Origin of the sequence: Bradyrhizobium sp. 138, from assembly GCF_023074075.1 — a bacterium.
Classification (GTDB): Bacteria; Pseudomonadota; Alphaproteobacteria; order Rhizobiales; family Xanthobacteraceae; genus Bradyrhizobium.
This window is the reverse complement of record NZ_JADPKT010000072.1, coordinates 144,056-170,629: the sequence shown is the minus strand read 5'-3', so window position 1 is coordinate 170,629 and position 26,574 is coordinate 144,056. Positions and strand designations below refer to the sequence as shown.

Annotated in this window: 26 protein-coding genes; 13 read left to right on the top strand and 13 right to left on the bottom strand. The window is 55.3% G+C overall.

What is annotated here, in order from left to right:
- Positions 1–253: 253 nt before the first annotated feature.
- The 4 genes from IVA79_RS25020 to gmd form a co-directional block, all read right to left on the bottom strand.
- Positions 254–1,027, bottom strand: coding sequence for an ABC transporter ATP-binding protein (locus tag IVA79_RS25020; protein WP_247557902.1), 774 nt, complete (start codon positions 1,025–1,027; stop codon positions 254–256).
- 5 nt (positions 1,028–1,032) lie between these two features.
- On the bottom strand, positions 1,033–1,773 hold the full coding sequence (locus IVA79_RS25015; RefSeq protein ID WP_247557921.1) for an ABC transporter permease: 741 nt from the start codon (positions 1,771–1,773) through the stop codon (positions 1,033–1,035).
- 206 nt (positions 1,774–1,979) lie between these two features.
- Positions 1,980–3,101: a glycosyltransferase gene (locus IVA79_RS25010; RefSeq protein WP_247557900.1), complete on the bottom strand. Its 1,122-nt coding sequence runs from the start codon at positions 3,099–3,101 to the stop codon at positions 1,980–1,982.
- Between the two features lie 24 nt (positions 3,102–3,125).
- Positions 3,126–4,229 carry a GDP-mannose 4,6-dehydratase gene (gmd, locus tag IVA79_RS25005; protein ID WP_247557897.1) on the bottom strand — a complete coding sequence of 368 codons (1,104 nt, stop codon included), beginning with the start codon at positions 4,227–4,229 and terminating at the stop codon, positions 3,126–3,128.
- A 382-nt stretch (positions 4,230–4,611) separates the two neighbouring features.
- On the opposite strand from gmd, the gene IVA79_RS25000 reads away from it, so the two are divergent.
- The 13 genes from IVA79_RS25000 to IVA79_RS24940 all read left to right on the top strand — a co-directional run bounded on the left by IVA79_RS25000 (position 4,612) and on the right by IVA79_RS24940 (position 18,126).
- Positions 4,612–7,782: a hypothetical protein gene (locus IVA79_RS25000; RefSeq protein ID WP_247557895.1), complete on the top strand. Its 3,171-nt coding sequence runs from the start codon at positions 4,612–4,614 to the stop codon at positions 7,780–7,782.
- Between the two features lie 40 nt (positions 7,783–7,822).
- On the top strand, positions 7,823–8,929 hold the full coding sequence (locus IVA79_RS24995; protein ID WP_247557893.1) for a hypothetical protein: 1,107 nt from the start codon (positions 7,823–7,825) through the stop codon (positions 8,927–8,929).
- Positions 8,930–9,099: 170 nt separating this feature from the next.
- The gene (locus IVA79_RS24990; protein ID WP_247557891.1) at positions 9,100–10,131 is read left to right on the top strand and encodes a glycosyltransferase family 2 protein; all 1,032 of its coding nucleotides are present in this window, start codon (positions 9,100–9,102) and stop codon (positions 10,129–10,131) included.
- Between the two features lie 129 nt (positions 10,132–10,260).
- Positions 10,261–10,542 (top strand): hypothetical protein, encoded by a 282-nt coding sequence (locus tag IVA79_RS24985; protein ID WP_247557889.1) that lies wholly within the window; start codon positions 10,261–10,263, stop codon positions 10,540–10,542.
- Positions 10,490–11,446, top strand: coding sequence for an NAD-dependent epimerase/dehydratase family protein (locus IVA79_RS24980; RefSeq protein WP_247557887.1), 957 nt, complete (start codon positions 10,490–10,492; stop codon positions 11,444–11,446). Before IVA79_RS24985 ends, IVA79_RS24980 begins: the two co-directional genes overlap by 53 nt.
- Positions 11,443–12,738: a nucleotide sugar dehydrogenase gene (locus IVA79_RS24975; RefSeq protein WP_247557885.1), complete on the top strand. Its 1,296-nt coding sequence runs from the start codon at positions 11,443–11,445 to the stop codon at positions 12,736–12,738. The genes IVA79_RS24980 and IVA79_RS24975 overlap by 4 nt, the downstream gene beginning before the upstream one ends.
- Complete coding sequence (locus tag IVA79_RS24970) at positions 12,735–13,604, top strand: SDR family oxidoreductase (RefSeq protein WP_247557883.1); 870 nt, start codon at positions 12,735–12,737, stop codon at positions 13,602–13,604. Before IVA79_RS24975 ends, IVA79_RS24970 begins: the two co-directional genes overlap by 4 nt.
- Positions 13,601–14,599 (top strand): Gfo/Idh/MocA family oxidoreductase, encoded by a 999-nt coding sequence (locus IVA79_RS24965; RefSeq protein ID WP_247557881.1) that lies wholly within the window; start codon positions 13,601–13,603, stop codon positions 14,597–14,599. Before IVA79_RS24970 ends, IVA79_RS24965 begins: the two co-directional genes overlap by 4 nt.
- Positions 14,583–15,563 (top strand): GHMP kinase, encoded by a 981-nt coding sequence (locus tag IVA79_RS24960; RefSeq protein WP_247557879.1) that lies wholly within the window; start codon positions 14,583–14,585, stop codon positions 15,561–15,563. The genes IVA79_RS24965 and IVA79_RS24960 overlap by 17 nt, the downstream gene beginning before the upstream one ends.
- Positions 15,560–16,267 (top strand): nucleotidyltransferase family protein, encoded by a 708-nt coding sequence (locus tag IVA79_RS24955; RefSeq protein WP_247557877.1) that lies wholly within the window; start codon positions 15,560–15,562, stop codon positions 16,265–16,267. Before IVA79_RS24960 ends, IVA79_RS24955 begins: the two co-directional genes overlap by 4 nt.
- A complete protein-coding gene (locus IVA79_RS24950) occupies positions 16,264–16,878 on the top strand; it encodes an SIS domain-containing protein (RefSeq protein WP_247557875.1) in 615 nt (204 codons plus the stop codon). The genes IVA79_RS24955 and IVA79_RS24950 overlap by 4 nt, the downstream gene beginning before the upstream one ends.
- The gene (locus tag IVA79_RS24945) at positions 16,875–17,423 is read left to right on the top strand and encodes an HAD-IIIA family hydrolase (protein WP_247557873.1); all 549 of its coding nucleotides are present in this window, start codon (positions 16,875–16,877) and stop codon (positions 17,421–17,423) included. The genes IVA79_RS24950 and IVA79_RS24945 overlap by 4 nt, the downstream gene beginning before the upstream one ends.
- A complete protein-coding gene (locus tag IVA79_RS24940) occupies positions 17,410–18,126 on the top strand; it encodes a transaldolase (RefSeq protein WP_247557871.1) in 717 nt (238 codons plus the stop codon). The genes IVA79_RS24945 and IVA79_RS24940 overlap by 14 nt, the downstream gene beginning before the upstream one ends.
- Positions 18,127–18,178: 52 nt before the next feature.
- Here the strand turns inward: IVA79_RS24940 and IVA79_RS24935 are convergent, their stop codons facing one another.
- From IVA79_RS24935 to IVA79_RS24895, 9 genes are all read right to left on the bottom strand, one after another.
- On the bottom strand, positions 18,179–18,943 hold the full coding sequence (locus IVA79_RS24935; RefSeq protein WP_247557869.1) for a glycosyltransferase family 2 protein: 765 nt from the start codon (positions 18,941–18,943) through the stop codon (positions 18,179–18,181).
- The gene (locus IVA79_RS24930) at positions 18,943–19,902 is read right to left on the bottom strand and encodes a GDP-L-fucose synthase (protein WP_247557867.1); all 960 of its coding nucleotides are present in this window, start codon (positions 19,900–19,902) and stop codon (positions 18,943–18,945) included. The genes IVA79_RS24935 and IVA79_RS24930 overlap by 1 nt, the downstream gene beginning before the upstream one ends.
- 117 nt (positions 19,903–20,019) lie before the next feature.
- Positions 20,020–20,574, bottom strand: coding sequence for a dTDP-4-dehydrorhamnose 3,5-epimerase family protein (locus IVA79_RS24925; protein ID WP_247557865.1), 555 nt, complete (start codon positions 20,572–20,574; stop codon positions 20,020–20,022).
- 21 nt (positions 20,575–20,595) lie between these two features.
- The gene (locus IVA79_RS24920) at positions 20,596–21,825 is read right to left on the bottom strand and encodes a class I SAM-dependent methyltransferase (protein WP_247557862.1); all 1,230 of its coding nucleotides are present in this window, start codon (positions 21,823–21,825) and stop codon (positions 20,596–20,598) included.
- Complete coding sequence (gene rfbG / locus IVA79_RS24915; protein WP_247557860.1) at positions 21,822–22,877, bottom strand: CDP-glucose 4,6-dehydratase; 1,056 nt, start codon at positions 22,875–22,877, stop codon at positions 21,822–21,824. The genes IVA79_RS24920 and rfbG overlap by 4 nt, the downstream gene beginning before the upstream one ends.
- On the bottom strand, positions 22,874–23,647 hold the full coding sequence (rfbF, locus tag IVA79_RS24910) for a glucose-1-phosphate cytidylyltransferase (RefSeq protein ID WP_247557857.1): 774 nt from the start codon (positions 23,645–23,647) through the stop codon (positions 22,874–22,876). Before rfbF ends, rfbG begins: the two co-directional genes overlap by 4 nt.
- A gap of 67 nt (positions 23,648–23,714) precedes the next feature.
- Positions 23,715–24,473, bottom strand: coding sequence for a CmcI family methyltransferase (locus IVA79_RS24905; RefSeq protein WP_247557855.1), 759 nt, complete (start codon positions 24,471–24,473; stop codon positions 23,715–23,717).
- Positions 24,470–25,660 (bottom strand): class I SAM-dependent methyltransferase, encoded by a 1,191-nt coding sequence (locus IVA79_RS24900; RefSeq protein ID WP_247557852.1) that lies wholly within the window; start codon positions 25,658–25,660, stop codon positions 24,470–24,472. The genes IVA79_RS24905 and IVA79_RS24900 overlap by 4 nt, the downstream gene beginning before the upstream one ends.
- Positions 25,657–26,568: an NAD(P)-dependent oxidoreductase gene (locus IVA79_RS24895; protein ID WP_256465653.1), complete on the bottom strand. Its 912-nt coding sequence runs from the start codon at positions 26,566–26,568 to the stop codon at positions 25,657–25,659. Before IVA79_RS24895 ends, IVA79_RS24900 begins: the two co-directional genes overlap by 4 nt.
- Positions 26,569–26,574 lie beyond the last annotated feature (6 nt).

Genomic DNA, 26,574 nt, shown 5'->3' with positions numbered 1-26,574 from the left:
ATGGCATCTGCCATCGATTCACTCCCAACGATCAGCTCATGCCAGGCTGTATCGCAGACCAAGCTCACGACCGCGAGGTGGGGGCCTCGTGCCGGTTACCATCAGCTGCAGGAGAGATGAGATTGATCTCGTAGCTAGCGTTTCTCTACCACCAGCTGATGATGATCGATCGTTTAGTCAGTTTTTGCATGTCGTGACGGTCAGTGTGGCACTTGATCTTACTCGAGCCCGTGCGAAGCCTAGTCCGGCATGATTATGCTCGATTGTATTCGTCTAAGACGGTGTTGATATCTCCGGTCATCCTGACTTGGCCACGCTCCATCCAAACCCCCTTATTGCACCACTGGCGGCAAATCTCATCACTGTGGGAGGCAAGAACAAGAATGCCGGCTTTCCCAACAAAATCTTCAATTCGCTGCTGAGCCTTTGCTAAGAAGCTCGCGTCGCCCGCGACAATCCATTCGTCCATGAGCAGAATCTCGGGCGCGAAACAGGTCGCAACAGCGAAGGTTAGTCTGCTCATCATCCCGGACGAGTACGTTCGCACTGGAATATCGAGATAGTCGCCGAGCTCAGTGAATGCTGCGATTTCAACGAGGCGTTCGTCAATTTCCTTGGCAGATAGGCCGAGGATGAGACCGCGCAGGCGAATGTTATCGTAGCCGGAAATGTCGCCATCGATGCCGAGGCTAATGTCGAACATAGGCGAAATTCGCCCGCAGGTGACAACCTCTCCGGACACGGGTTCATAGATGCCGGCCATCACGCGCAGCAGGGTCGTCTTCCCAGCGCCGTTCCGGCCGACTAGCGCGACGCGATCTCCGCGGCTGAATGATAGGGATACATCGCGCAACGCCTCGACGGTAATTCGCTGATTGGCATCACTGGCCAGCTGGCCGCCTGAGCCCTTGAAAAGCAGGCTCTTCTTAAGGGAGCGCGAGCCGCCATGATAAATAGGGAAGGAGACACTGACGTTCCTGAGTGAGAGGTCGCTGCGGTCGCTGGAACAAGAGGTTTGTATTGCCATGGTTGTCAAACCCAGTACGAAATACGCGCCCGGAAGCGCGAAAAGAAAAGACCGACAACCGTTAAATTGACGGCGGTAATCATCACCAGCGCCGTATAGGTTCTCACCGATGGAATACCGCCGAGCAAGGGCAATCGCACCACTTCGATTAGGTGAAAGAACGGGTTGAAATCCGCGATATAAGCTCGTGAATGCAATAGTTCCGGTTTCCACATAATAGGCGTAATAAAGAAGACGATCTGTACAACGGAATTGATCAGCTGAGGAACATCGCGAAACCGGGCAGAGATCATTCCGATCAGGAGTGTAATCGCTCCGCCATTGATGAGAATGATAAAGAGGCCTGGAAGGGCTAATAAAGCGACCGCTCCTGGCCATATCTGGAAATAGACCAACACCCCAACATAGATGACGATGTTATGTGCGAATATGACCAGTTTGCTCCATGTCGAGCGGAAGACATAAACTGAATACGGTAGGCGGACCTGCTTGATGTAGGATTCCGCGCCGGTGAACATCACTCCTCCTTCGATAAGGAAGCTTGAGATCAGCGTCCATGTCAGTAACCCCACGCAGACATAAGGAAGAAACTCATGGACAGGGGTAGCAAAGAGTTCCGCATAAAGAATGCCGAGTACGATCACCATAACGGCCATGCTAGCGGTCAACCAGAATGGGCCAAGCATAGAGCGGCGGTAACGCTGTAGTATGTCATTCCAACCCAGCCGTACCCATAGTGGCCACATGGCAGCACCGGTTGCCAAATCTGCAATCGCCGCGCCGACTGCAAAGCGGCTCCCTGCGCGCGTAACCGTCCTGCTCACAAGATCCGCCATTGTATTGTAGGTGACATACTTGACTATCTATTTGTTAGCCGGCGAATTCCGACGTTATTTCGGTGAGTTACCTCATTCCCCTAAGCGAGAAAAGCATCTTGCATTGTGGGATGCTTTTACCTGGCACGTTTGGATCTACGAGCATAGACGTGTTCATAGACTTCGATCACGCGTGCGCGATAGACTGATTGGTCGTATTCAGAAAATGCTCGTGTTCGGGCCGCGCGCCCGAGCCGCTCGGCGAGTGCAGGATTGCTCAATAGACGCCCGAGCGCGGTAGCAAGGGCGGTCGGATCGCCGGGCGGCACGGTTAAGGCCTCCATGTTGTGGCGGGCAACCAGCGGAACCGTTGTTGGAAGGTCGGTGTTGATGATCGGCAAGCCGGCTGCCATTGCCTCGATCTGGGCCAGTCCGAAGGCTTCGGCCGTCGTGACCGATGGAAAGGCGAACAGACAGGCCGAATGGAATAGCTGTCGAATTTCGTCACGGGAGCGGCGGCCGGCAAAACGAACCCGATCGGCGACTCCAAGATCGTTGGCCAACGCCTGCAGCCCGTTCAGAAGCGGACCTTCGCCGATGATCGTGGCAGTTGCATCAAGTGAAACCAGCGCACGAAGCAGCACATCGTAGCCTTTGTATCCGACCAATCGGCCAAGTGAGACGATATGACGGGACGAATATCTCCGCGCGTTCGGAGAATCAATTGCGTTCCAATAAGCCGCGTCTAGGCCGAATGGAATCACGATGCATTTTTTTCTATGAGACTGCAGGAAGGGCGAATGATCGATCATGCGTTGACCAGCTACAATAATCTGGTCAGCTCGCTTCAGAACGCGGTGGATCATCGGCGTAACCACTCTCTTAAGGCGCGGGTATCCAACTATTTCGGCATGCCAATAGATGATCAGGCCTACTCGATCAGGTAAACCATAGGCCAGTGCCGCGTCATTGAGGGGCAGGGGAGCGTGGTGCACTACAATATCCGATCGCCTCGCACGACGGATCAGAGTGGGTATGTAATTTGGCGCCATCGGTGTGGAAAATAATGTGCCGAAAGAGCCCACGGCCCGAACGGGCGTGCGGTCGATCTCGATGTTCCGGCCCCATCCGCAGCGGCGCGCCGTCAGAACAAACTGCTCGACGTCCGGTACCGAATGCCCAACTAAGTTCGCGATGACAGCCGGTACACCTCCCTCGATATCTGGTCGATAGATTTTATAGGCGTGCAATACCCGCAAGTGAACTTCTCGCCGAAATTGGACTTACGCGAACGGCAATGCATGTCGGTTGAAGAACCGAAAGCCATGCTTCTTAACAAGCTCATCGCGCTCAGCGAGCTTGAGATCTTCACGCATCATCTCTCCGACAAGCTCTCGAAAGGGTGTACGAGGACTCCATCCGAGTTTCTGCTTTGCCTTCGATGCATCGCCGAGCAGCGTCTCGACTTCAGCAGGACGGAAATAACGCGGATCGATTGCTACGATGCACGCGCCAGTTGAGGCGTCGTATCCCCTCTCGTCCACGCCACGCCCATCCCAGCGGACACTTATGCCTACTTCTTCGGCGGCAAAGTTGACAAAATCGCGAACTGAATGCTGCTCACCTGTCGCAATGACGAAATCTTCGGGCTCATCCTGTTGGAGCATCAACCATTGCATCTCGACGTAATCGCGCGCGTGGCCCCAATCGCGCCGCGCGTCTAGATTTCCGAGGTGAACGCGTTCCTGTAAGCCGAGCTTGATTCGCGCGAGCGCGCGCGTAATCTTGCGCGTGACGAAAGTTTCACCGCGGAGCGGGGACTCGTGGTTGAACAGAATACCATTACAGGCATACATTCCGTATGCTTCACGGTAATTGATCGTGATCCAATAGGCATATAGCTTTGCCACTGCGTATGGCGACCGCGGATAAAACGGTGTGGTTTCCTTTTGGGGGGTCTCCTGCACCAATCCGTACAGTTCGGATGTAGATGCCTGGTAGAAGCGCGATTTTTTCTCTAAGCCCAGAATGCGCAGTGCTTCAAGAATTCGCAGCGTTCCAAGCGCGTCGGAATTCGCGGTATACTCGGGTTCTTCAAACGAAACCGCAACGTGGCTCTGCGCTGCCAGATTGTAGATTTCGTCGGGTTGTACCTCTTCGACGATTCGGATCAGACTTGAGGAATCGGTAAGATCGCCATGGTGAAGGGTGAAATCCAGGCCCTGCACGTGAGGATCGTGGTAGAGATGGTCGATGCGATCGGTATTCAAGAGCGACGTCCGCCGCTTTATACCGTGAACCGAATAGCCCTTTGAGAGCAAAAGTTCCGCAAGATAAGCACCATCCTGACCGGTGACTCCAGTGATCAACGCAGACCGTTTTCTCATATGCGGAAATCTCTTGGTGGAACACCTGCCGGCCGACCCCTCCCGTTGGAGCCATAGTCCAATTGGCGTTTAGATCATAAACATTTGCCGCGCAATGTCTTATGTCCGAGAGTTCCAGAGTTGACTTAAGACAATCGTCGCAATTCCCGCAACTCGTCTGAATGTTGGCAGGAGCCGCGCTAGTACCTGGCGGCGTGTCGGGCTAATTAAGAGGCGACCGGCTGTCGAAAAGGGACGTATTCTTTGTATCTGTTGCGTTTTCTGTTATCTAGAAGGTTAGGTTGATGGTGCTGCACAACCGGATTTGGCTCCCTGAGGCGACTAAAATCGTCTCTATATCGGGAAGTGCCAGATCTGGGGAAAAGTTCGTCTTTCCTTCGAGATGACAGTAGGTCTCATCGCCGAAGTTCTCTCAGGGTTTCAAATGACTGTTGTGCCACTCACGTTAACCTTTGCCTTTTTGCTTTTCTGGACGATCGTGGGCTGGTCGCTGATTGCGATCACGGCTCCGGGCTTGGGACCGCTGCGGTCGCTGTTTCTGGCGCCAACAGTCGGAGTAGCAGCGACGCTCTTGCCAACCTTTTGGCTGAGTGTTGCTGGCATTCCCGTTGAAGCGTTCGCGCGCTCTCTGTGTGCGGTTGTCCTTTTTGTTTCCATCTGTGTATGGTTGTGGAGATGGCCGGCATGGTTGCGTCAGGATCTGATTTTTGTCTTGCCAGTTGTCGTATCAGTCGTTCTGTCCGGATTTCCCTCCCTACGATTTGGCTTGGATTGGCTTGCCAACGCTAATGATGATTGGGCGAACTATAATCTCAGTGCCATACGTCTGCTGCACAACGGGTTTTTCCAACAACCCTCGATTAACGCTTTGAGATCCGGCCAGGACTATCCCGGCTATCTTTGGTTTCTGGTTGTGGCGGGGAACGGCCGTCCAGGCGCTGATTTGTTGCTCTCTTTCTTCGCAGCCGTTTCTGGGAAGAGTCCCTTTCTTCTCTTTATGCCATTGATCCTCGCATTTCACGGAGCTCTTTGCGGTGCCGCCGCCGCGGTCGCTTTGCCCGCATTCGATAAACGGCGATATCTGTTCGCCGGCCTTTGCCTCACGGCCTTGGCACCTCTCAGCTTATATGCTGTGCATCAGCAGTTGATTGCCCAGGTTATCGGGTTGGCGTTCATGTGTGGCACCGCAAGTTTGGCATTCACGCCGTTCACTGAGCTGCGTTCGAAGGGGCATCTTTTCCTGACGGCTGTGGTCGCGGCAGCCTATTGGCTGATCTATCCCGAGACCGTTCCATTTTTTGTCATGGCATTTCTGCTTTTCCATGTTTGGCATTTCCGTCGAAATGATTGGGGATGGCGCTCCTGGCGGAGCGTGCTGTTGCTCACCGTTGTAACTGCGTTGCTGGCGGCGCCGTATCTTGTCAGCTTTTTCCTTTATATGCTGTCGCAGCTTCATGGCAGTGCATCGCAAGGCGTTTACGAAGGTGTGTCGATTTTTCCTTACTTCATCGTTCCCAGCGGGCTGTCGATCTTGTTCGGCTTCTTACCGCTTGGGGCGAGCGATCGTGAACCCTTCTTGTCTTTTGGGATTGCCGCAAGCATAGCATTGGGCGCAGTTGCTTTGGGAGGTGTTGTTGAAGGCTTCCGAAGGCGAGTATCGTTCGCAGCCTTCCTTGCAATCATGTGTATTGTTACTGCCGTTGTCGTAGCTAAGCGGAACGATTTTGGGCTTTTCAAAATTGCGATGTTTGCACAGAGTTTTATATGGTTCGCCATCATCTTTGCGGTCGCGCATTTCAAGCAGAAAATCATAAATTATCTGGTCGTTGTCGCTTCATTTTGCGTCTGCTTGACGGATGCAAGATACGTTGCGAGTGCTTGGCGGGAAAGTAGTGGCGGTGGAAATGCTATCCCGCACGGATCCAGCGATAGAGTTTTGACTCGTCTTCTCGACGACCGATCGCTTGAAACCTGCAACGTGACCTACGAGACGCCATTGCCCCCATTGATGAAAATTCTGGGGGCGAGGGAAGGGTGCGCACGGACGTTCGAGGCGCGGCCGTCATTCTTCAATGGGAGACTTGATCTTGCTTTGCAAGGGTCCGAAAGGAACCCTCTTCATAAGTTATTTGGAATCACGCAATACACGGCCCGCAGCTTGGAAGAAATTGGTCCAAAACAATCGGCATTGCCGTTTGCGGCATCTGATGTTGACGGCAAGTCTGTAACGATTAGTCGGCTCACGAAAGAATACAACAAAACTATTCCGGGGGGAGCTGAAGTTGATATCTGGTCCGATCGCGATGCAAGCGGCAACCGCTTGACGCTAATCGATTCAAACTTGGGGAGTTACTACTACTTGCCCGAGACTGGAATTGTATCGGTTTATGCGCCGGAGCAGGACATCTACTTCGCAGGAAAAATGTTCGCTGCAGCGGGAAGGTATTTGCTTTTTCGGGTCAATAACCCAAGTGCTGCGGCTCGTCTGCAGTTGAGCATGACTTCATCCACTTTTGCGGGGACAGAAAGGCGCCTTCCTCCGGTGAAGGTCGTCGGCGAAGCGGCGAAATCGATTGGATTCTTGGGCTATGGTGCCGGCCGAGTGGTTTCCGATGCCGTCGTTCCTATTCGCTATGACGGCAAATTCTATATATTGCTGGACATGGCTGTCGATGCGCAGCCGCTAGCAACTCCTCGTCGCGGTTTGATGAAGCTTTACGGACAGGACGTCCCGCTGGACTATAGGCAAATGACTGGCTTGGTTCGTCGTATTCGCTTAGTTGATGCCAACGACAAGCTTTTGCAGCCGCCTTCGCGCCTGGAGCACTTCCCGGCTGACCTTGCGAACGACGCGCTGCAATTCTCCGGGATGTATGAAGATGGTTGGCTCGGCGACCAAGGTTTTTTTGTGCTGTCTTCCGAGACCGCAAAGTATGTAAGGATGCGCGGTCAATTTCAAAGAGGTGTTGGACTCGATGATGTCGATCTGACGCTAAGTGTTGACGGTGGCGGATCCGTAACGAAGCACCTCGAGGCTGGCAGCTTTGAACTCTGGCTGCCGGTGAAGGCTGGCGCATCCCGAATTCAATTTAAATTTTCGAATATAGGCCGGTTACCTCCGGGAGACGCGCGCCCCGCTGTGGCGCTGCTGACGTCGCTGTCCATGGAGGATGGAATGGCCGTCGGCCAGCACGCAGTTTCTGCCTTCGCGTCAGCGGGTAGCGCGGTGATGGCTTCCGATGGAATATATGCGGACGGCTGGGAGGCTCCGCAGAGCACATTGCTCGTGCAGTCGCCTGTCGTTGCTGGGAAAGTCGTTCTGTCGGGTATGGTGCCGAGCAATCTTGGGTTGGAGGACCAGAAGATCGAGATTAAGGGAGGGAGTGAGGGGGCAATCGACCAAACCCTGCAACCTGGCGACTTTGAAATCCAAGTTCCCGTTGCGGAGGGACCGGTGAAGCTTGAGATCAACTTCATCAAGTCGAATCAACTTCCAAATGGTGATGGGCGGCGCGTCTCCGCGCTTTTGCGCTCAATTAGAATCGTGCCATGATCCAAAGCGGCCGAAACAGCGGGCGGGCTGAGACCAATTGATGTTCGCCTCGACGATGATTACTTCTTTGCCGCCGACCATGAAGCGGATGGTTGCTGGACGCGATTTTGGGACTGTGTATCAGCGTGCTTGTATCGAATCGTGGATTTCGGCTGGCTTTCGGATCGTCAGCATCAATTCGGCGACGGAAATCGAGCAGCTTAAGCCTCTAGCTTACCCCGTCAGTTTCGTTCTGTCTTCTAACGTTAGGCCTGGAATTGGCGAGTTCCTCGATTATGCGGGGCGGTGCCATGATGATTTGGTCGCTATTATCAATGCAGATTGTTTCTTCCTTGGATACCCGTCGTTCGTCAGCGGGGTAAGGAAGGGGGCTCGTCGTGGCCTCGTAATGGTGGAGCGGGTAAATATCGATCCGATATCGCTGCTGCCGACTGGGCAAACCTGCCTCGGTTTTGATGCGTTCTTTTTCGCGCCATCGATGGCTCGCGCTGCCACCATCCCGCGCGACTTGACGGTTGGGCAGCCGTGGTGGGATTACTGGCTGCCGGCCGCTTTTGCAGTAGAAAATATAGAACTTTTGCGGCCCCAATCACCGTTGGTTTTTCACCTCGACCACGAACAAGGATGGTCCCAGGATCGCTGGCTAAAGACCGGTCGCACTTTTCTGCAGAGCTTTGCCCTTCTTGACGACCAAAAGCTCCCGTCCTTTCTGGCGGAGGTTCGTCGTTTCGCCAGTGAGGAGCTCGCGAGCCGGGAGGACCTTGGAGGTTTCGGGGATTGGTGTTTTAATTGGCTTCGAGACAATTCATCTTACCTTGAAGTGTCGGCCGAGCCGACCGCGGCCGAACTGCTAGGAAAGATTCTAGCTTCGATCACCAATTTCGATGGTATGCATGCGAGCACTTTAGCTTTGGCAGAAGCGAGAAGAAATCTTGCTGACCTTGCTGCTTTGCAAGCTCAGGGGGCGAACGCAGCATTGGCAGAAGCGAGAAGAAACCTTGCTGCGCTTGCTGCTTTGCAAGCTCAGGGGGCGAGCGTCGCTGGGGGAGCTCGGCGGTGGCGGCCTAGTGCAGTGCACGCCCGTTCGGTTCAGCTTGCTCGAAGATTCGCGGGACGGCTGATAAAAGCTTTGCGCAAAAGGGTGTAAGAGTGTGCGACTTCATAATAAATCCCTTCAGATTTCGTCGGAGAAGCCTATCAAGTGAGGGCGTGATTTGACCACTGGAGCGGACCCTGGCCGCACGCTATAGAGCGGCTCAATGCGCGGATGGGCTCAGATCGCGATTGTTAGTTCCTTGTAAGTCCAGGATCGGAATCATGTCTGCAACTCAGTGTGTCTCCATAGGATATTCGTCCGGCGTCGAGCTGTCGATTGTGGTTCCAGTATACAAGGAAGCAGGGAATATTAGGCCATTTTTGGACCGAACCGAAGCTGTAATGACTCGGATGGGGTTGAGTTACGAGGTTATTTTCTCGCTCGACCCGTCACCCGATGATACTGAGGCTGTGATCTTGCGTGAGATCGAACGTAATCCGGCCGTCAAGTTACTTTTGTTCTCTCGTCGATTTGGACAGCCTGCCGCGACAATGGCCGGTATTTTGAACTGCGTTGGCGGAAAATGTGTCGTGATTGATGTGGATCTACAGGATCCGCCGGAGATGATCGAGCGTCTCTACGCCAAAATGACTGAAGGCTATGAGGTCGTTTACGCAATGCGCTCCTCGCGAGAGGGCGAGACTCTTGTGAAGAAAGCTGTTTCGTACCTCGGCTATTCGGTTATCAACCGGCTGAGTGACGTTGAGATCCCACGCAATACTGGTGATTTTCGCATCATGTCGCGAAGGGTCATTGAGGAGTTACGTAGGTTGTCGGAGACTCACGGGTTTCTGCGAGGCATGGTAGCTTTTGTTGGTTTCAAGCAAGCTGCGGTTCTCTATAGTCGCGACGCCCGCCTTAAGGGGACCGGAAATTACAACCGTCTGGTCGGCTCGCTCAAGATTGGTATCAACGGTCTTGTAGGCTTCAGCAGTCGGCCATTGCAAATGATGTCGATGGCGGGTTTCGTTGTTGCCGCAATCAGCTTCTTGCTCGGTTTTTGGTACGTCCTGCAAAAACTAATTGGCTTCGACTTGTCGCCAGGCTTGCCGACAACTGTGCTGGTGGTGTCGTTTTTCTCGGGCGTACAATTGCTCGCACTTGGACTGGTCGGCGAATATATTGGCCGGATCTACGATGAATCGAAGCGCAGGCCGATGTACATCATCGATAAGAAGATAAACTTCGCGGAGGATCTTGACGCTTCAACGGTAGCCTCTGATCGCCAGTTGGGCGCGGTCGGACGAGGATGAGCTTTGCTATTTTGGAAGCGGCCATAAGTTACGGAGCCTGTCCGGATCGTTAATTCGCTCGCCTTTTGGACGATTTCCTGACTTGCATGACCATGCCTCTGTGTCGGCGACTTTGACGTTCTTGCTTCTATGGCGGTTGAAATTTCCGCCTCGAAGTTTCCACTTTCCAGGCGGATCGGTGTGCAACTGCTGCGCTGTTTCGCCATCGCGGGATTGAACTATCTTTTTGACCTTGCTTGTGATCTATCCTTGGCCGATATGATGCGGCAGGCGGCCGCAGTTGCTGTGGTCTTCTCAACCGTGCTGGCGGCAGAACCGGCTTCTGCTGGAGTTGGTCTGGGTCTTTCAAGGGGGATGTATGCGGGCATTCGTAACCGGCGCTTCTGGCTTCATCGGCAGCAATCTCGTTGATAGGCTGCTTGCAGCTGGCCACAGTGTCGTCGGCTATGACAATTTCGTCACCGGACAAAGCCGCTTCCTCAAAGGTGCGTTGATGTCGGCCAATTTCAAGCTGATCGAAGGCGACTTGTTGAATAACGATGTGCTACGTACGTCCATCGCGGGTTGCGATATGGTCTTTCATTTGGCGGCGAACGCAGACGTTCGGTTTGGCACGCACCATCCATTTAAGGACATCGAGCAGAATCTGATCGCGACCTTCAACGTGCTGGAGGCGATGCGCGTCCATGGCATCAAAAGGATTGCCTTCTCGTCGACCGGCTCAGTCTATGGAGAGGCCAAGGTGTTTCCGACACCAGAGGATGCGCCGTTCCCGGTGCAGACTTCGCTGTACGGCAATTCGAAGATCGCAGCGGAAGGGCTGATCACCTCCTATTGCGAGGGCTTTGACTTCCAAGGCTTCATCTTCCGTTTCGTCTCGATTCTTGGCGAACGCTACACCCACGGCCATGTGTTCGACTTCTACCAGAAGCTTGCCGCCGACCCGTCGAGGCTCGAAGTGCTTGGCAACGGCAAGCAGCGCAAGTCCTACCTCTATGTGCAGGACTGCATCGACGCTATCTTCATTGCCATCGAACGCGCCACCGATCGAGTGAATATCTTCAACCTCGGCCAGGACGAGTATTGTGAAGTCAATCAGTCGATCGGTTGGATATCGAAGCGGCTGCAACTGGAGCCGAAGCTTGAATATACCGGTGGTGAACGTGGCTGGATCGGCGACAATCCCTTCATCTTCCTCGATTGCAGCCGCATTCGTGCCCTGGGCTGGAGGCCGAAGGTCTCGATCAAGCATGGCATAGAGATCACTCTCGACTATCTCCGTGCCAACCCCTGGGTGTTCGAGGCGCGCCCATGACCGTTTGCGTTTACGGACTGTGGCACCTTGGATCGGTGACGGCTGCGTGTCTGGCTTCACGCGGCATAAAGACCGTCGGGCTCGCCGAAGACGCTCAGGCTGCTGCCAAATTGAGTGCAGCGAAAGCGCCGCTGTTCGAACCCGGTCTCGATGCGATGCTCGCGCAAGGACTGCACGACGGCCATCTCAGCTTCACAAGCGATTTGGCGGCGGCCATTGCATCGACTGACCTGCTATGGGTGAGTTTCGATACACCAGTTGACAACGACGACGTTGCTGATGTCCGGTACGTGCTCGATCGCATCCGAGGGACGTTTCCGCATCTGAACGATGGGACCGTCGTTCTGATCTCGTCTCAAGTGCCGGTCGGCAGCACGGCGCAACTCGAGCGGGATTTCGCCAAGGTCGCCGGTGGCCGCAAGGTGTCGTTCGCCTATTCTCCGGAGAATTTGCGACTCGGCGATGCGATACAAGTGTTCACCAAGTCCGAACGTATCGTTATCGGCATTCGCGAGGATTGGGCGCGGCAGGTCATCGAGCCGGTTCTCAAACCATTCTGCGATACGCTGCTCTGGCTCAGAGTCGAGTCTGCGGAAATGGTCAAGCACGCGCTGAATGCCTATCTCGCGACCTGCGTTACCTTCACGAACGAAGTTGCCACGTTGTGCGAGGGCGTAGGCGCCGACATGAGCGAGGTCGAAGGCGCGCTGCGCCTCGATCCACGTATCGGCAAGAAGGCTTATGTACGGGCAGGGGCCGCCTTCGGTGGGGGCACCCTGGCGCGTGACGTGCAGTTCCTGAAGATTATTGCCAAAGACGTCGGCGCTCAAGTTCCGGTGCTCGCGGCTGTGCTCGAAAGCAATGCTTATCACAAGGGTTGGGTGGTTAGGCATTTGCGCGGTCAGCTTGGCGCGCTCAAGGCTAAGAAGGTCGGCGTGCTGGGTCTCGCCTACAAGGCCGGCACGAATGCGATACGGCGTTCTGTCGCAATTGAGGTCATCGGAGAGCTGATCGAGGCGGGGGCCGATATCACCGTGTACGATCCGCAGGTGGCCAGTCTGCCGGACCCACTGCATTCGTTGGTGACGATCGCGCCATCGATAGATGCTGTGTTCGTGAACAGTGAAGCCGTGGTGCTTGCCACTGAGTGGCCGGAATTTCGCGAACTTGATTTTGGCAGGCTGGTGCGGACGATGAAGCGCGCTTTGCTGATCGACCAAAATGCTTTTGCATCCAAACAAATGTCGAAGATCGCGGCGGTCAACTATATCATTGCAGGCAAAGCACGATGAAGCTTAAGGGCCGAACTGCTGTTGTAACGGGCGCAAGCCGGGGGCTGGGCGCGGAGATTGCGCGCCAGTATGTCATCAACGGAGCCAGCGTGGTGCTCTGCGCGCGCAGTGCTGATAAGCTTGCCGAGCAGAAGCGTGCGCTAGAGCCACTCCTGGCTGGTGGCTCACGCATTATCACCGTGGCTGCCGACGTTGGCCAGTTGGCAGATGTCGATCGGTTGTTCGCCAGGGTTCAGGCTGAGTTTCCGCGCCTTGATATCCTGGTGAACAATGCCGGCGTTTATGGTCCGATGGGCAAAATCGAAAATGCCGATATGGATGAATGGATCGACGCCATCCGCATCAACCTATTCGGTGTTGTCTACGCCTCGCGCGCGGCCATGTCGATGTTTCGCGGCCAGCGCTATGGCAAGATCATCAATGTTTCAGGGGGGGGCGCCACCAACCCGATGCCCGCGATTACTGCCTATGCAGCATCGAAGGCTGCCGTTGTACGATTTTCTGAATCGCTTGCGTTAGAGTGCAAGGACGATCGTATCGATGTCAATGCAATTGCGCCTGGGGCGCTGGTGACACACATGATGGAGCAGTTGCTCAACGCGGGTCCCGACAGGGTCGGCCAGGAATTCTTTGACCGGATGAAGAGGATCGCAGGCGAGGGAGGAACGCCGCTCGATGTCGGCGCCGCGCTGTGTGTGTTCCTTGGCTCGGCCGACAGCGACGGCATCACCGGCAAGCTGATCGCCGCTCAGTGGGACCGCTGGCAAGACTGGCCGCAGCATCTCGAGGAATTAAACAACAGCGATGTCTTTACGCTTCGCCGGATCACAGGACGTGACCGTAATAAGTCATGGGGAGACAAGTGAGCGGACCGGGCGTCGCAATCATCGGCTGTGGGCTGATCGGCCATAAGCGTGCCAAGGCCCTCGGGAACGCTAGGCTCGTGGTATGTGCGGACATAGTACAGGAGCGGGCCGACCGACTGGCGGCGACATCGCAAGGCTGCAAGGCGGTGATCGATTGGCGTGAGGCCATTACCGATCCCAGCGTATCAATCGTGATAATCGCAACTTTGCACGATACGCTAGCCGAGATCGCGCATGGCGCGGTCGGAGTTGGCAAGCATATCCTGATCGAGAAGCCTGGTGCGCGCAATGCAGCAGAGCTGGCCGGCCTCGCCGAGGCTGCCGCCACGAATGGTTGTCTGGTGCGGATCGGTTTCAATCATCGTTACCATCGTGCGCTGCAAAAGGCGCAGGCCCTGGTCAAATCGGGTGAATTGGGACCATTGATGTTCCTGCGCGCGCGGTACGGGCACGGCGGCAGAGTTGGATACGATCGCGAATGGAGATCGGATCCGAAGAAATCAGGCGGCGGCGAGTTGATCGACCAGGGACCGCATCTGATTGATCTGGCGCGTTGGTTTCTGGGCGATTTCGCCGAAGTCAATGGTTTCGCCGCGACCTATTACTGGAAGATGCCGGTGGACGACAATGGCTTCCTGCTACTCAAGACTGCCGAGCGTAAGGTTGCTTTCTTGCATGCGAGTTGCACTGAATGGAAAAATACGTTCTCCCTCGAAATATACGGTCGCCACGGTAAAATCGATATCAACGGCCTCGGTGGCAGCTATGGCACGGAGCGGCTGACGTTCTACAGGATGCTGCCGCAGATGGGCCCCCCGGAAACGACCAGCTGGGAATATCCGATGGAAGATAACTCTTGGGAAGTTGAATTTTCCGAGTTTATACAAGATATTCGGCTGAAGCGGCAGCCCGGCGCAAGCGTGCGTGATGCCATCGAGGCGCTGCGTATCATCGAAGAGATTTACAGGATATCCGGTTATGATTACGACCCGTAGTCCGTTGAGAATCAGCCTCGGCGGCGGCGGCACCGATCTACCGTCGTATTACCGCGAACACGGCGGCTTCCTGATCGCCGGCGCGATCAACAAGTATGTCTACATCAATGTGATGCGACCTTTCACCGAAGGCATCTATCTGAAGTACTCGCAGCTCGAGCACATTCAGGAGACCAGTGAAGTCCAGCATCCGATCATTCGCGAAGCGATCAAGATGCTGGGCTTCAAAACGCCTCAGGTCGAGATCACGGCGCTTGCGGATATACCTTCGGGCACCGGTCTGGGATCGTCGGGCAGCTTTACGACAGCTCTGCTGAAAGCGCTTTACGTTCATCGCATGCGCCACATCGATCCGAAGGATCTGGCCGAACTCGCTTGCGAAATTGAGATCGATCGCCTCGGTGAACCGATCGGCAAACAGGATCAATACATTGCCGCCTGTGGCGGATTGACCTGCTTCACGTTCAATCCCGACGACAGTGTCGAAGTCGTGCCGCTGAACATTTCAATGGATACAAAGTTCGATCTGGAGGACAACCTATTGCTGTTCTTCACGGGCTTTTCGCGAAGCGCAGGGTCGATTCTGAGGGATCAGAACACCAGGACGAAGAGCAGTGATAAGGACATGATTGCCAACCTGCACTTTGTCAAGGAGCTGGGTCTAAAGAGCAAGCTGTTGCTTGAGAGCGGCAAGACAGAAGAGTTCGGCGCGCTGATGCACGAGCATTGGGAGCACAAGAAGCGCCGCTCGGGCGGCATGAGCAACTCCCACATCGACGAGTGGTACGACATTGGCATGAGGAACGGCGCAACGGGTGGCAAGCTGGTTGGCGCCGGCGGCGGCGGGTTCCTGTTGTTCTACGCCAGCGACCGCAATAGGCTGCGCCATGCGATGGCCAAGGTCGGGTTGGAAGAGGTGCGTTTCACCTTCGACTTCGAGGGAACAAAGGTTCTGTTCTCGTGAAGCTGCCGGTCGCGATCCTGGCTGGAGGCTTGGCCACGCGGCTGAGGCCGATCACAGAGACGATTCCCAAGGCGCTCGTTGACGTGGCCGGCGAGCCTTTCATCCTGCGACAGTTGCGCTATTTGCGCCACCAGGGCGCCAGACGGGTGGTCCTCTGTGTCGGTTATCTCGGAGAAAAGATTCGGGAGGCGGTAGGCGACGGTTTGGCTGTCGGATTGTCGGTGTCCTATTCGCAGGATTGGCCAAAATTGCTCGGAACCGGTGGGGCTCTGAGGCAGGCATTGCCTCTTCTGGACTCGCAATTTTTGGTCCTGTATGGAGACTCCTACCTGCCGATCGACTTTTCCGCCGTGGAGGAAAGTTTTCTGCGGAGCGGCAAGCCGGCGCTGATGACCGTGCAGCGCAATGAGGGGCAGTGGGACAAGAGCAATGTTCTGTTCGCGGACAACGTCATTGTGGAGTACAACAAGCGCGCCCCCATGCCTGACATGAAACATATCGACTACGGCCTCGGTGCATTATCGGCGGACATTCTAACGGGGCATAGCGGCGACGATGCGTTCGACCTGGGTGACGTTTATCATCGATTGTCGGTGACCGGACAACTCGCCGGTTTCGAGGTTCAGGAGCGGTTTTACGAAATCGGCTCGCACAAAGGTCTCGCCGAGGCGGCGGACTATTTCAGGGGTGAGGGGAAGTCATGAGTTACGCCGCACAGTACATGCGTGAATCGGCAGACATCATTGCGAAGATGGATGTTGCGCCGGTTGAAAAGATGGCAGATCTGCTTGCAACGGTGAAGGCGGAGGGAGGGCGTATCTTCTTCCTCGGTGTTGGCGGCAGCGCTGGCAACTGTGGTCACGCCGTGAATGACTTCCGCAAGATCGTTGGCATCGAAAGCTATGCGCCCACCGATAACGTATCGGAACTGACGGCGCGCACCAATGACGAAGGTTGGGCCACGATCTTTGCTGAATGGCTGAAGGTCAGCAAGCTGCGCGCTAATGACGCGATCTTCGTGTTCTCGGTGGGCGGTGGCAATCTGGAAAAGAACATAAGCCCGAATCTCGTGACGGCCCTGAAGCTTGCCAAGTCAGTGGGTACGAAGATTATGGGCGTGGTGGGCCGCGACGGTGGCTACACGGCGACCGTCGCGGATGCCTGCGTGATCGTACCGACAGTCAACCCGGATAATGTCACCCCGCATTCGGAAGCATTCCAGGCGGTGGTATGGCATCTGCTGGTCTCGCATCCGAAGCTGAAGGCCAACCAGACCAAATGGGAATCTACGGCCAGGACAGACCCGACGAAATGACAACACGAGCTATCTTCCTCGATCGTGACGGCGTGCTGAATCACCCTGTGATTCGCGAGGGCAAATCCTATCCTCCCGCGCGTGTCGAGGACCTGAAGATCTATGATAGTGTTGGCGGTCAGTTGCAGCGTCTTAAGGATCGCGGCTTCATCCTGATCGTGGTGACAAACCAGCCGGACGTCGCGCGCGGCACGACGCCGAAATCGACGGTGGAAAGCATTAATGCGGCGATCGCACGGGAGATACCAGCTATCGATAGGTTCATCGTCTGTTACCACGATAATGCCGACGGCTGTGATTGCCGCAAGCCGAAACCAGGGATGCTGCTTGTGGGCGCGGCGGAATTCGGTGTTGACCTGCCGCGCAGTTATATGATCGGCGATCGCAAAGGCGATGTTGATGCCGGACGGGCGGCAGGGAGCAGGACGATCTTTATCGACCGCGGTTATCGCGAGGCGGTGCCGACGAACTACGACTATAGGGTATCATCGACAAGCGAAGCGCTAAAAATCATAGAGAGCGAGACCAACAATGAAGAAAGTTGAGGATCTGACTGTAAAGATTTTCGCCGACGGTGCCGACAGGGCCGGCATGCTGGAAATGTATGCCAAGCCGTTCGTGAAGGGTCTGACGACTAATCCGACCCTCATGCGCAAGGCGGGAATCACCGACTACAAAGCGTTTTCCCTCGACATCGTAAAAGCCATTCCGGATCGTCCAATCTCGCTTGAAGTGTTCTCGGACGACTTTGAGGAAATGGAACGCCAGGCGCTTGAGATTGCCAGCTGGGGCAACAACGTTTACGTCAAGATTCCTGTGATGAATACAAAGCGCCAGACCAGCTACAAACTGATCGAGAAGCTCACCGCGAAGAAGGTAAAGCTCAACGTCACCGCGCTAATGACCCTGGGCCAAGTGCGTGACGTCGTCGCCGCGCTCGATCCAAATGTGCCTAGCTATGTATCGATCTTTGCCGGTCGCGTCGCCGATACCGGCCGCGATCCGCTGGCCATGATGGCTGCTGCGGTCGAACTGCTGAAGGCCGCTCCGGCCTCGGAACTGATCTGGGCCAGCCCGCGCGAGCTGCTCAATATATTCCACGCGGATTCGATTGGTTGCCATATCATCACAGTGACCAATGACATCCTCAAGAAACTGCCTCTGGTAGGCAAGAGCCTAGATGATTATTCGCTTGAGACTGTTAAAATGTTTGCGGACGACGCGATTGCCGCCGGCTACAAGCTATAGTCCCGCTACGCCAACCGAAACCTTTTCGCTGAAGACCGCCTGTGTCGTACGTCTAATGCTGCGCCTGCTTGATCCAATTGGCGAGCGCTTTCATCCAGACTGCGTAAGGTTGAGCAAGCCACCATTTCAGCGGCACCCGGCCGTGATATTTGCGAACGATCGCTATGGCCTCGCGATAATGCAGCACGCGCTGGGTGTTCGTCTTAGTCCCCTTGTGGTCGCGATTGGTTGCCACGAATTCGTTCACAAAGGCGAGTGGAGCGAAGCCGCGATATAGTCGCCACCATAGATCGTAATCCATCGCCATCCGCAAACGATCGTCGAGGCCGCCCACAGCCTCCCATGCCGTCCGGCGCATGAGGGTGCCCGGCTGCGAGATGATGCATCGGAGGGCCAAGCGTCGCTCGCTAAACGGTTCGACCCAAACCGGGGTTCGCACTCCTTCGTCGGTCTGGTTCCAAACCCTGCCATAGGCAGCAGGTGCTTGAGGAAATTGTTCCAAGGCGCACAACAGCCGTCTTAACGCGCCGGGCTCGAGTAGGTCGTCGCTGTTCAGCCACGCGACATAGGGGGCGCTACCGCGGGCAATACCTTCATTGATCGCGGCAGACTGGCCGTTGTCGCGATGGCTGCGCCACCCCGCCAAGCGGTCAGCGTAACGACAAATGATTTCGACCGATTCATCGGTTGAGCCGCCATCATTGACATAGATCTCTGCGGGAAAATTCTGCACAAAGATGGACGTCAACGCGGCCTCAAGGAAGCGACCTTGATTGTAAGAGGGGACAGCAATTGTCACAAGCGGCTTCACGGCCATCAGCGTCGGGTGCTCGCGAGAAAGTCCGCATAGGCCAGCGCAAGCCCTTCTCTAAGACCGGTGCGGGCGCGCCAGCCCAGATTTCGAAGACGACTGACGTCCATCACCTTGCGCGGCGCTCCGTCCGGCTTGGTGCTGTCGAAAGCGATTTGTCCCCGATAGCCGATCACCTCTGCAATGATGGTGGCAAGTTCGCGGATGGTGAGGTCCTCGCCGGTGCCGACATTGATGTGCGAAAGCATGGGTTGGGTATTCCTCTGATAAGTATCGGCGCTTAGGTCCATCACGTGAAGGCAAGCTTCGGCCATGTCGTCGACATAGAGAAACTCACGCATCGGCTTGCCCGTACCCCAGATTACCACTTCCGGAGCGGCGTTTTGTTTTGCCTCGTGGAAGCGCCGTAGCAGTCCGGGAATGACGTGGCTTCTCTCGGCATCATAATTATCGCCTATTCCGTAGAGATTAGTTGGCATCACGCTACGATAGTCGGTGCCGTATTGCCGGTTATAAGACTCGCACAGCTTGATGCCCGCGATCTTTGCGATGGCATACGGCTCATTCGTCTGCTCCAGCACGCCCGTGAGTAGACTGTCCTCCGTCAGGGGCTGTGGAGCGAGCCGAGGGTAGATGCAGCTCGAGCCAAGGAATAGCAGCTTCTCGACGCCCCCGCGCCACGCCTCATGGATGATGTTCGTCTGGATCATGATGTTCTGATAAATGAATTCGGCTGGATAGGTGTTGTTGGCCAGGATCCCACCCACATGCGCCGCAGCAAGATAAACCCGATCGATCTTCTCGTTGGCGAAAAAGTCGCGGACCTGAGCCTGGTCGGCGAGATCGAGTTCACTGCGGGTCCGCGCGATTACGGCCGTATCGCCGCGTTCGTGCAGTTTGCGCGCGATTGCGGAGCCGACCATCCCACGATGGCCAGCGACGAAGATTCGTTCAAGACGCGACATTAGGACCTCATCGAAAGAACCGAGTGCTGATAATTATAGACTCGGCGGGGTTTCCAATCAATTGAGCAAGTCTCTGGGCATAGATTCATTACGTCTTGATCGGATGTCGAGCCAATTCTAGTCCGCAGGAGGCCGGTGATCACGAGGTGAAATCTCGAAGTCGGGGTAGCCAGCGTCGCGGGCATTAATCACGGCCGGGGTCATGGGCCAAACGATGCCGAAAGCCTGATCATTCCATCTCACTCCCGCGGCCGCTGCCGGATTGAACGAACAGTCGGTGTGATAGAGCACGTCACTGTCAGGCTCAATCGTGAGATAGCCATGTGCGACGCCCGGCGCAAGAAAGAGCCCGGTACCGTCCTTTGGACTCAGCTCTAACCCAAACCAAGTGCGGAATGTGGGGGAGCCCCGTCGCAGATCAAGCGCCACATCGTAGATCTTGCCGCGCGTGCAATGAACCAGTTTGTTTTCAGGAGTGAGGCTGTAATGCATACCGCGCAATGTAGCTTTGCTCCGGTTGTGCGACAGGCTGACTTGGCACGGATGAAAGGGGACGCCCGCCGCGGCAAAGATATCCGGATCGAAGATTCGAGCAAAAAAGCCGCGATCATCTTGGAGGAGATCCGTAGAGATCAAGAAAACTCCTGAAACGGGCGTCGCTTCAAAGCGCATCCCACGCCTCCACTAGCCGACCTAGGAAATTCGAACCTCTGGTATTGCCAAAACGAAGCGTCCACCCCAATGTCGAATGCACGACATCGAATCCATGATTTCATCAGCGATGTTCCAGGGAAGGATCACGAGATCATCCGGACGTATCTCGCCCAGCCGGTCCGGCGACAGGATGGGTATGTGCGATCCCGGTGTGAACTTGTCTTGCTTGGTTGGATTGCGATCAAATACCGCTTCGATCTCTGGATATCCGGCACCACAGACATTTAGAAATGTGTTGCCTTTGGCGGCAGCTCCGTAAGCGGCGATCCGGCGACCAGATGCTTTGGCTGACTGAAGATAACTCAGAAAGCCATCCTTCACCCCGGCGATCCGGTTGTCGAATTCGCGATAGCCGTCGAGCCTATCGAGGAGGGCCGCGCGCTCCTTGTTGCGCATGATCTCCACACTGTCAGACTCTGCCTGGGCAGCAGATCGATGGCAAACCAATAGGCGTAAAGAACCGCCATGGGTTGATAGTTCCTCCACGTCATAGATCCGTAGACCGCAGGCGTGGAAGATGCGCTCAGCGGTCAGCAGTGAAAGATAGAAGAAGTGCTCATGGTAGATGGTATCGAACTGCAGTCCTTGGATCAGACGCAGCAAATGCGGAAACTCGAAAGTTGCAGTGCCATTCTTGGATAGGAGCAGTGCCACGCCACCCACGAAGTCACGCGTGTCGGGGGCATGCGCGAGGACATTGTTAGCAACGATCAGGTCTGCGCGTCGGTGCTCTCGGACGATGCGCCGGGCCGTCTCGATGCCGAAGAAAGCGACGTCTGTCGGAATACCCCTATCATTGGCGAACTTTGCAACATTCGCTGCCGGTTCAATTCCGAGCATCTCTAGGTCTGAAAAATTCTGCAACAGGTAACCATCGTTGGACGCGATCTCTACAACGAATGAGCCGCGCCCAAGGCCAAGCCGCAGTCGAATCGCGTCGCAATAATTCCGCGCGTGCGCTAGCCAACTAGTCGAATACGATGAGAAGTAGTCATAATCAGAGAAGATCGTGCCTGGCGGAACTGAGTCGTCGATCTGCACCAGAAGACATGCCTGGCAGACGCGTGCGATCAGCGGAAACTTCCGTTCCGTTACAATCTCCTCTTGGCGCACATTGCGATTGGCGAGTGGAGTCGTGCCGAGATCGGCAAATGTATGGCACAGTGGTGTCCCGCAAAATCTGCAACTATGATGCTGTTCACTATTCATCGCGTCAGAAAGTCATCTATCGAGGCTAGAGTGTAAGCGAGCATGTCTTCGCCATTCCGAAACGCAAGGTACCAGTCTGCGGTAGCCCGAACGGCCTGCATGCCTGGGAGCCGGTTGCGCCAGCCGAGCACATCGTGCGCTAGACGACAATCCAAAGTGAGATGCTGCATTTCCACAGACGATGCGGGGCGATCGACGCGCCATTGCGGAGACCGCCCTAGCGCTTCCAGCATTGCATTGGCCATCGTGGCCACCGCGATTGGTTCGGCCGCCGAGGGGCCGAAATTGACTGTGCGCGGCAGGCCTCTTCCGTCATGAAGCTGCTGCGCGTACGTTAAGTAACCGCAAAGACAATCAAGCACGTGTTGCCAGGGACGGATAGCTTCGGGATGTCGCAGGACCAGTTTGCCATTTGTCGTGACTGCTCGATATATGTCTGGCACAAGGCGTTCTTCTGAAAAATCACCACCGCCGATCACATTGCCGCCACGAGCTGTCGCGACCGACACGCCTTGAGCTTGGAAATAGCTATCTGCAAAAGCCGCTGCAACCAGTTCGGTTGCCGCCTTCGATGCTGAATAGGGATCGTGCCCACCGAGTGCATCGCTCTCGCGAAATGGGATAGGTACGTGGTTGTTACGATAGACCTTATCGGTGGTAACGACAAGAACTACCTTTAGGCGTGGCGACTGGCGTAGCGCAGCCAGCAGATTGACTGTGCCCATGACATTGCTCGCGAAGGTCTCCACGGGTTCTCGTACGGATTTGAGAACCAAGGGCTGAGCTGCAAGGTGTATCACAATCTCAGGGGCGGAACGCACTACTGCCGCCTCGATGTCGGCATAGGTTTGCAGGTCGCCAAAACCTGAGCATACGAGACTATGAATTTCCGCGATTGTATAGAGATTAGGTTCAGTGGCCGGCGGTCGAGAAAAGCCCGACACTTGCGCTCCCATACGTGTCAGCCAGAGGACAAGCCAACTCCCTTTGAACCCGGAATGCCCCGTCACCAGGACCCGTTTTCCTTTCCAGAATTGGGGAAGCACTGTCACTGCCAGACTTTCCAGGGCGCACGACCGCTTTTCCAGAGGTCTTCTAGAACATTCTTGTCGCGTAACGTGTCCATCGGCTGCCAGAAGCCGGTGTGGCGGAATGCCATTAGCTGGCCGTCGTTTGCGAGCCCCTCTAGCGGCGTGGTTTCCCATGCCGTCGTGTCACCTTTTATTCGGTCCAGCGCTGCCGGCTTTAAGACGAAGTAACCACCATTGACCAGCATATGATCGCCGGGTGGCTTTTCAAGAAAGCGGTTGACCCGCGTCCCATCGAGATCGAGCGCCCCGTAGCGGCCCGACGGAATGACGGCAGTCAATGTTGCATCACGTCCGTGTCGTTGATGAAACGCTATCAGACTCCGGATATCGACGTCGGCCACGCCGTCGCCATAAGTCATACAGAAATCCTGGTCTGCGTCGAGGAACCGCTGTACTCGTTTTAAACGGCCGCCGGTGAGCGTACTCTCCCCGGTGTCCACAAGTGTCACGACCCAAGGCTCTACCGACGATCCGTGATAGATCACCCGGTTGTTGCGATTGTCGATTGTGACGTCTGAGTTGTGCAGAACTTGGTTGGCGAAATATTCCTTAATCATGTAGCCTTTGTAACCGAGACAGATGATGAACTCCGTTACGTTATGGTGAGCGTAAGTCTTCATGATGTGCCACAGGATGGGCTTGCCTCCAATCTCGATCATGGGTTTGGGGCGAATGGCGGTTTCTTCCGCAATGCGGGTCCCAAGGCCTCCGGCGAGAATGACTGCTTTCATCGGTTTAGCCCAACAGGTTGAGTCTTTTGCTCTTGTAGAGATTCAGACTATACGTGCCGTCGATGCTTTAGCGAATGCGCTTGATCCAAGCGTCGGGCCAGTGCGTAACATTCCCAGTAATGTTCGACTCGTTAAATGGCCAGACCGGCTCTTCAATCACGAAATCGGAGTTCGCGGCAACGAAATCCTTGGCGGCGGTTGCCGGGTTGTTGCGCTCCCAGTTTGGTTGGCCGCGTGGCGCCTGTGCCAAGTCGCGCATCAGCCCGTCAGTTGCCACTATATAGGAGCCTACGGAGACAAGCGGTGCATAAGAACGCAATTCACTCGTGACATGGTCGTAGCTATGGTTAGAATCCAGCACTACTAAAACGCGGTCGTTCGGCTGGACCTGCGCTCGAGCACGAGCCACGATCTCTGGGGCAGTCGATGAGCCTTCGATAAGTGTAATCAGGTCCGCGAGAGTGTGAGTCTCCATTCGCTGTCGGTTGTGCGGACGGATCTCTATGTCGATTCCTACGACACGGCCACGCCCAAGCAGGCGGCACAGGCTGGCAGAAAAGATCAGTGAGCCACCATGCGCTATGCCCGTTTCAATAATAATATCAGGCTGGAGAGCATAAACCACCTCCTGGTAGCGGATCATATCGTCAGGTAACTGAATTATCGGCGCGCCGAGCCACGAGAAAGTGTAATTATACTTCTGGTTCCAGCCGACCTTTAGCCAAAGATCCTTGATGAGGTCGAAGGCGTAATCGGAGTACATTGGATAATTGTTGCCTTCCGTCGTTGAGACTTCCAGTCTATCAAGGTCGAACGTGATCTTCATGCCGACATCTCCAAATGTGCTGTATCAAGTGTCAGCAGGCGAATCGATTTCTGCTGAGAGGCAATCCTGTTAGAAATTTCTGCGAGGTAGTTCGGATTCATGACGATTACGCTATCGCCGCTTTCGAGTTGGGTTGGATCGCAAACCTGTACGCCAGTTAATGGCATGAACTGTCCGACTTTCTTCGGATTAATATCGATCGCACCAGCCAAAAGTTCGCCATCGGGATCGACGAGTAGCGCGAAAGTCACGCCTTTTGAAGATGCGCCCCAAAGCCAAACACGGCCCTCTTTCCCAAGAGTTACTATCTGATCGCGCCAGCGCTCCACGAAGTCGAGCCTCTTCGCACGAAATCCATCCGCGGTGAGTAGTGAGGGTGCGGTTGGCTCTGCGATCAATTGCGAGTCACCGGTGTCGATTTCTGCCCACAGATACTGATCTGAAAACACCGAAGTTATTGCGCAAAGATTGAAGCCGGCTGCTTGGCATCCAAAATGCATCGCCCGCTTCGAAAAGATCGAACAGTGTTCGTAAAATAGATCTTGGTGCTGAAAGTTTTCCACAATCCAATTGATATCCGGTGTTTCAAGGAAGATCTTCGTCGGACGTGTGGCATCGACTGCGGCCCGAATGGTGCGCAAGAAGTCGAGAGGCCGGTGAATGTGTTCGATAGTATGCCGAGCGACTATGATATCGATCGGATGACGCAGCAGGTTCAACGTATCGTTGTCGAACAAGCATGTATGGATTGTCATATTTGCGTCGTGGCCTTCAAGCGCGTTCTTGAAGGCTGGATCGAATCCGGTCAGACTTGCAAAACGGTTCGCTCTCGCTAGGCGCCTTAGAAGGTCGCCCTGTCCGCAACCAATTTCGACGAGGTGCGCTTCGGCGCTTTCATCTAGACTAGTAATGATGCGTTGAACCATTGCATCGACGTGGTCGGAAAATACCTCGGAGACTAGCTGGTTATTGTCATAGAATGAGTCGTAAACCATCAGCTTGGGATCGAAGGCGGCGTTCCAAGCGAAGTTGCAATTCGCACAGAGTCGCATATCCAAACGGCCCGCGGGAGCTGAGAGCGCCGAGGCACGGTCTGGCCAAACACGATTCTGCAAAACGGGAACGCGTTCACGTTGATCCAGAACAGAATTGCGTTTTGTCGCGCAGATGGGGCAAGCAGGGATCATATCGTTTGCTCGCTTAGTGCTTCCCACATCCGGTATGTTTCTGCCAGACGATCGCGGAGTGGACGCGATAGAGTGAAACCTACCTCTTTGTTGAGTCGTTTTGTGTTGGCGACCAAACGTGGCTGCTCGCTTGTACGATCAGGCAGGACGCCGCGTTGTAGAAGGCCAGGTCGCCCCGCGATGCTCTCTAGGGAGTGCGCGACTTCGGCTACCGAGATGCCATGGCCGCTACCTATATTAATTTCGCCCGTTACGTCGGATAGCACAAGCCGGCCGAGCGCCTCAGCGGCGTCGCGAACGTCCATGTAATCCCGAATATCATTTCCCGATGAAATTGGAGCACCAAGGCCTCGCGCCAACTGTAGGCAGACTGACGGCACTAGGCGCTCTGGCGGCTCGCCGGGGCCGAACAGATGAAAAAGGCGGGCCCAGACAAAGGATACTCCGTTGGTTTGTGCGTGCGCACTTGTCACGCGGCGGACTGCGTCTTTCGCAATGCCATAAAGGCTTGTGGGGGAAATGGCTGAGGTCTGCTCGTCACAATCGGTTCCCGGCTCCGGCGCATACTCTGCGCAGCTACCAATCCCAACGAAGCGGGTTGCCCCAGCCTCAACAGCATAGCGGTAGAGATTGATGGACCCGGCAGCCCAATCCAGATTTGTCGAAGCGGTATAGAATGAACCGTGACTGACGTCCCAGGCAAGATGGACAACGCAGGTCGCTCGAACATCGTCGAACACTTGTCGAATTTGCTGGCCATCCAGCACACTTAATGCCAACGGGTATACGTTTTTCTGGGCGGGAACAGGTTTGCGGGAGAGCGCGAAAACCTCCACCTTGTGCTTGGCCAAAGCTGCGACTGTCCATCTTCCGACGAAGCCGCTGGCCCCTGTAAGCAGAATGCGCAAATTTGG

Coding starts and splice junctions, on each gene's coding strand:
- gmd (WP_247557897.1), bottom strand. CDS start 4,229: ATGAGAAAACGGTCTGCGTTGATCACTGGAGTCACCGGTCAGGATGGT.
- IVA79_RS24950 (WP_247557875.1), top strand. CDS start 16,264: ATGAGTTACGCCGCACAGTACATGCGTGAATCGGCAGACATCATTGCG.
- IVA79_RS24990 (WP_247557891.1), top strand. CDS start 9,100: ATGTCTGCAACTCAGTGTGTCTCCATAGGATATTCGTCCGGCGTCGAG.
- IVA79_RS24930 (WP_247557867.1), bottom strand. CDS start 19,902: ATGTCGCGTCTTGAACGAATCTTCGTCGCTGGCCATCGTGGGATGGTC.
- IVA79_RS24925 (WP_247557865.1), bottom strand. CDS start 20,574: ATGCGCTTTGAAGCGACGCCCGTTTCAGGAGTTTTCTTGATCTCTACG.
- IVA79_RS24960 (WP_247557879.1), top strand. CDS start 14,583: ATGATTACGACCCGTAGTCCGTTGAGAATCAGCCTCGGCGGCGGCGGC.
- IVA79_RS24980 (WP_247557887.1), top strand. CDS start 10,490: ATGCGGGCATTCGTAACCGGCGCTTCTGGCTTCATCGGCAGCAATCTC.
- IVA79_RS24995 (WP_247557893.1), top strand. CDS start 7,823: ATGTTCGCCTCGACGATGATTACTTCTTTGCCGCCGACCATGAAGCGG.
- IVA79_RS24945 (WP_247557873.1), top strand. CDS start 16,875: ATGACAACACGAGCTATCTTCCTCGATCGTGACGGCGTGCTGAATCAC.
- IVA79_RS24975 (WP_247557885.1), top strand. CDS start 11,443: ATGACCGTTTGCGTTTACGGACTGTGGCACCTTGGATCGGTGACGGCT.
- IVA79_RS24920 (WP_247557862.1), bottom strand. CDS start 21,825: ATGAATAGTGAACAGCATCATAGTTGCAGATTTTGCGGGACACCACTG.
- IVA79_RS24940 (WP_247557871.1), top strand. CDS start 17,410: ATGAAGAAAGTTGAGGATCTGACTGTAAAGATTTTCGCCGACGGTGCC.
- IVA79_RS24900 (WP_247557852.1), bottom strand. CDS start 25,660: ATGATCCCTGCTTGCCCCATCTGCGCGACAAAACGCAATTCTGTTCTG.
- IVA79_RS24935 (WP_247557869.1), bottom strand. CDS start 18,943: ATGGCCGTGAAGCCGCTTGTGACAATTGCTGTCCCCTCTTACAATCAA.
- IVA79_RS25020 (WP_247557902.1), bottom strand. CDS start 1,027: ATGGCAATACAAACCTCTTGTTCCAGCGACCGCAGCGACCTCTCACTC.
- IVA79_RS25015 (WP_247557921.1), bottom strand. CDS start 1,773: ATGTGGCCACTATGGGTACGGCTGGGTTGGAATGACATACTACAGCGT.
- IVA79_RS25000 (WP_247557895.1), top strand. CDS start 4,612: ATGACAGTAGGTCTCATCGCCGAAGTTCTCTCAGGGTTTCAAATGACT.
- IVA79_RS24970 (WP_247557883.1), top strand. CDS start 12,735: ATGAAGCTTAAGGGCCGAACTGCTGTTGTAACGGGCGCAAGCCGGGGG.
- IVA79_RS24985 (WP_247557889.1), top strand. CDS start 10,261: ATGGCGGTTGAAATTTCCGCCTCGAAGTTTCCACTTTCCAGGCGGATC.
- IVA79_RS24905 (WP_247557855.1), bottom strand. CDS start 24,473: ATGAAGATCACGTTCGACCTTGATAGACTGGAAGTCTCAACGACGGAA.
- rfbF (WP_247557857.1), bottom strand. CDS start 23,647: ATGAAAGCAGTCATTCTCGCCGGAGGCCTTGGGACCCGCATTGCGGAA.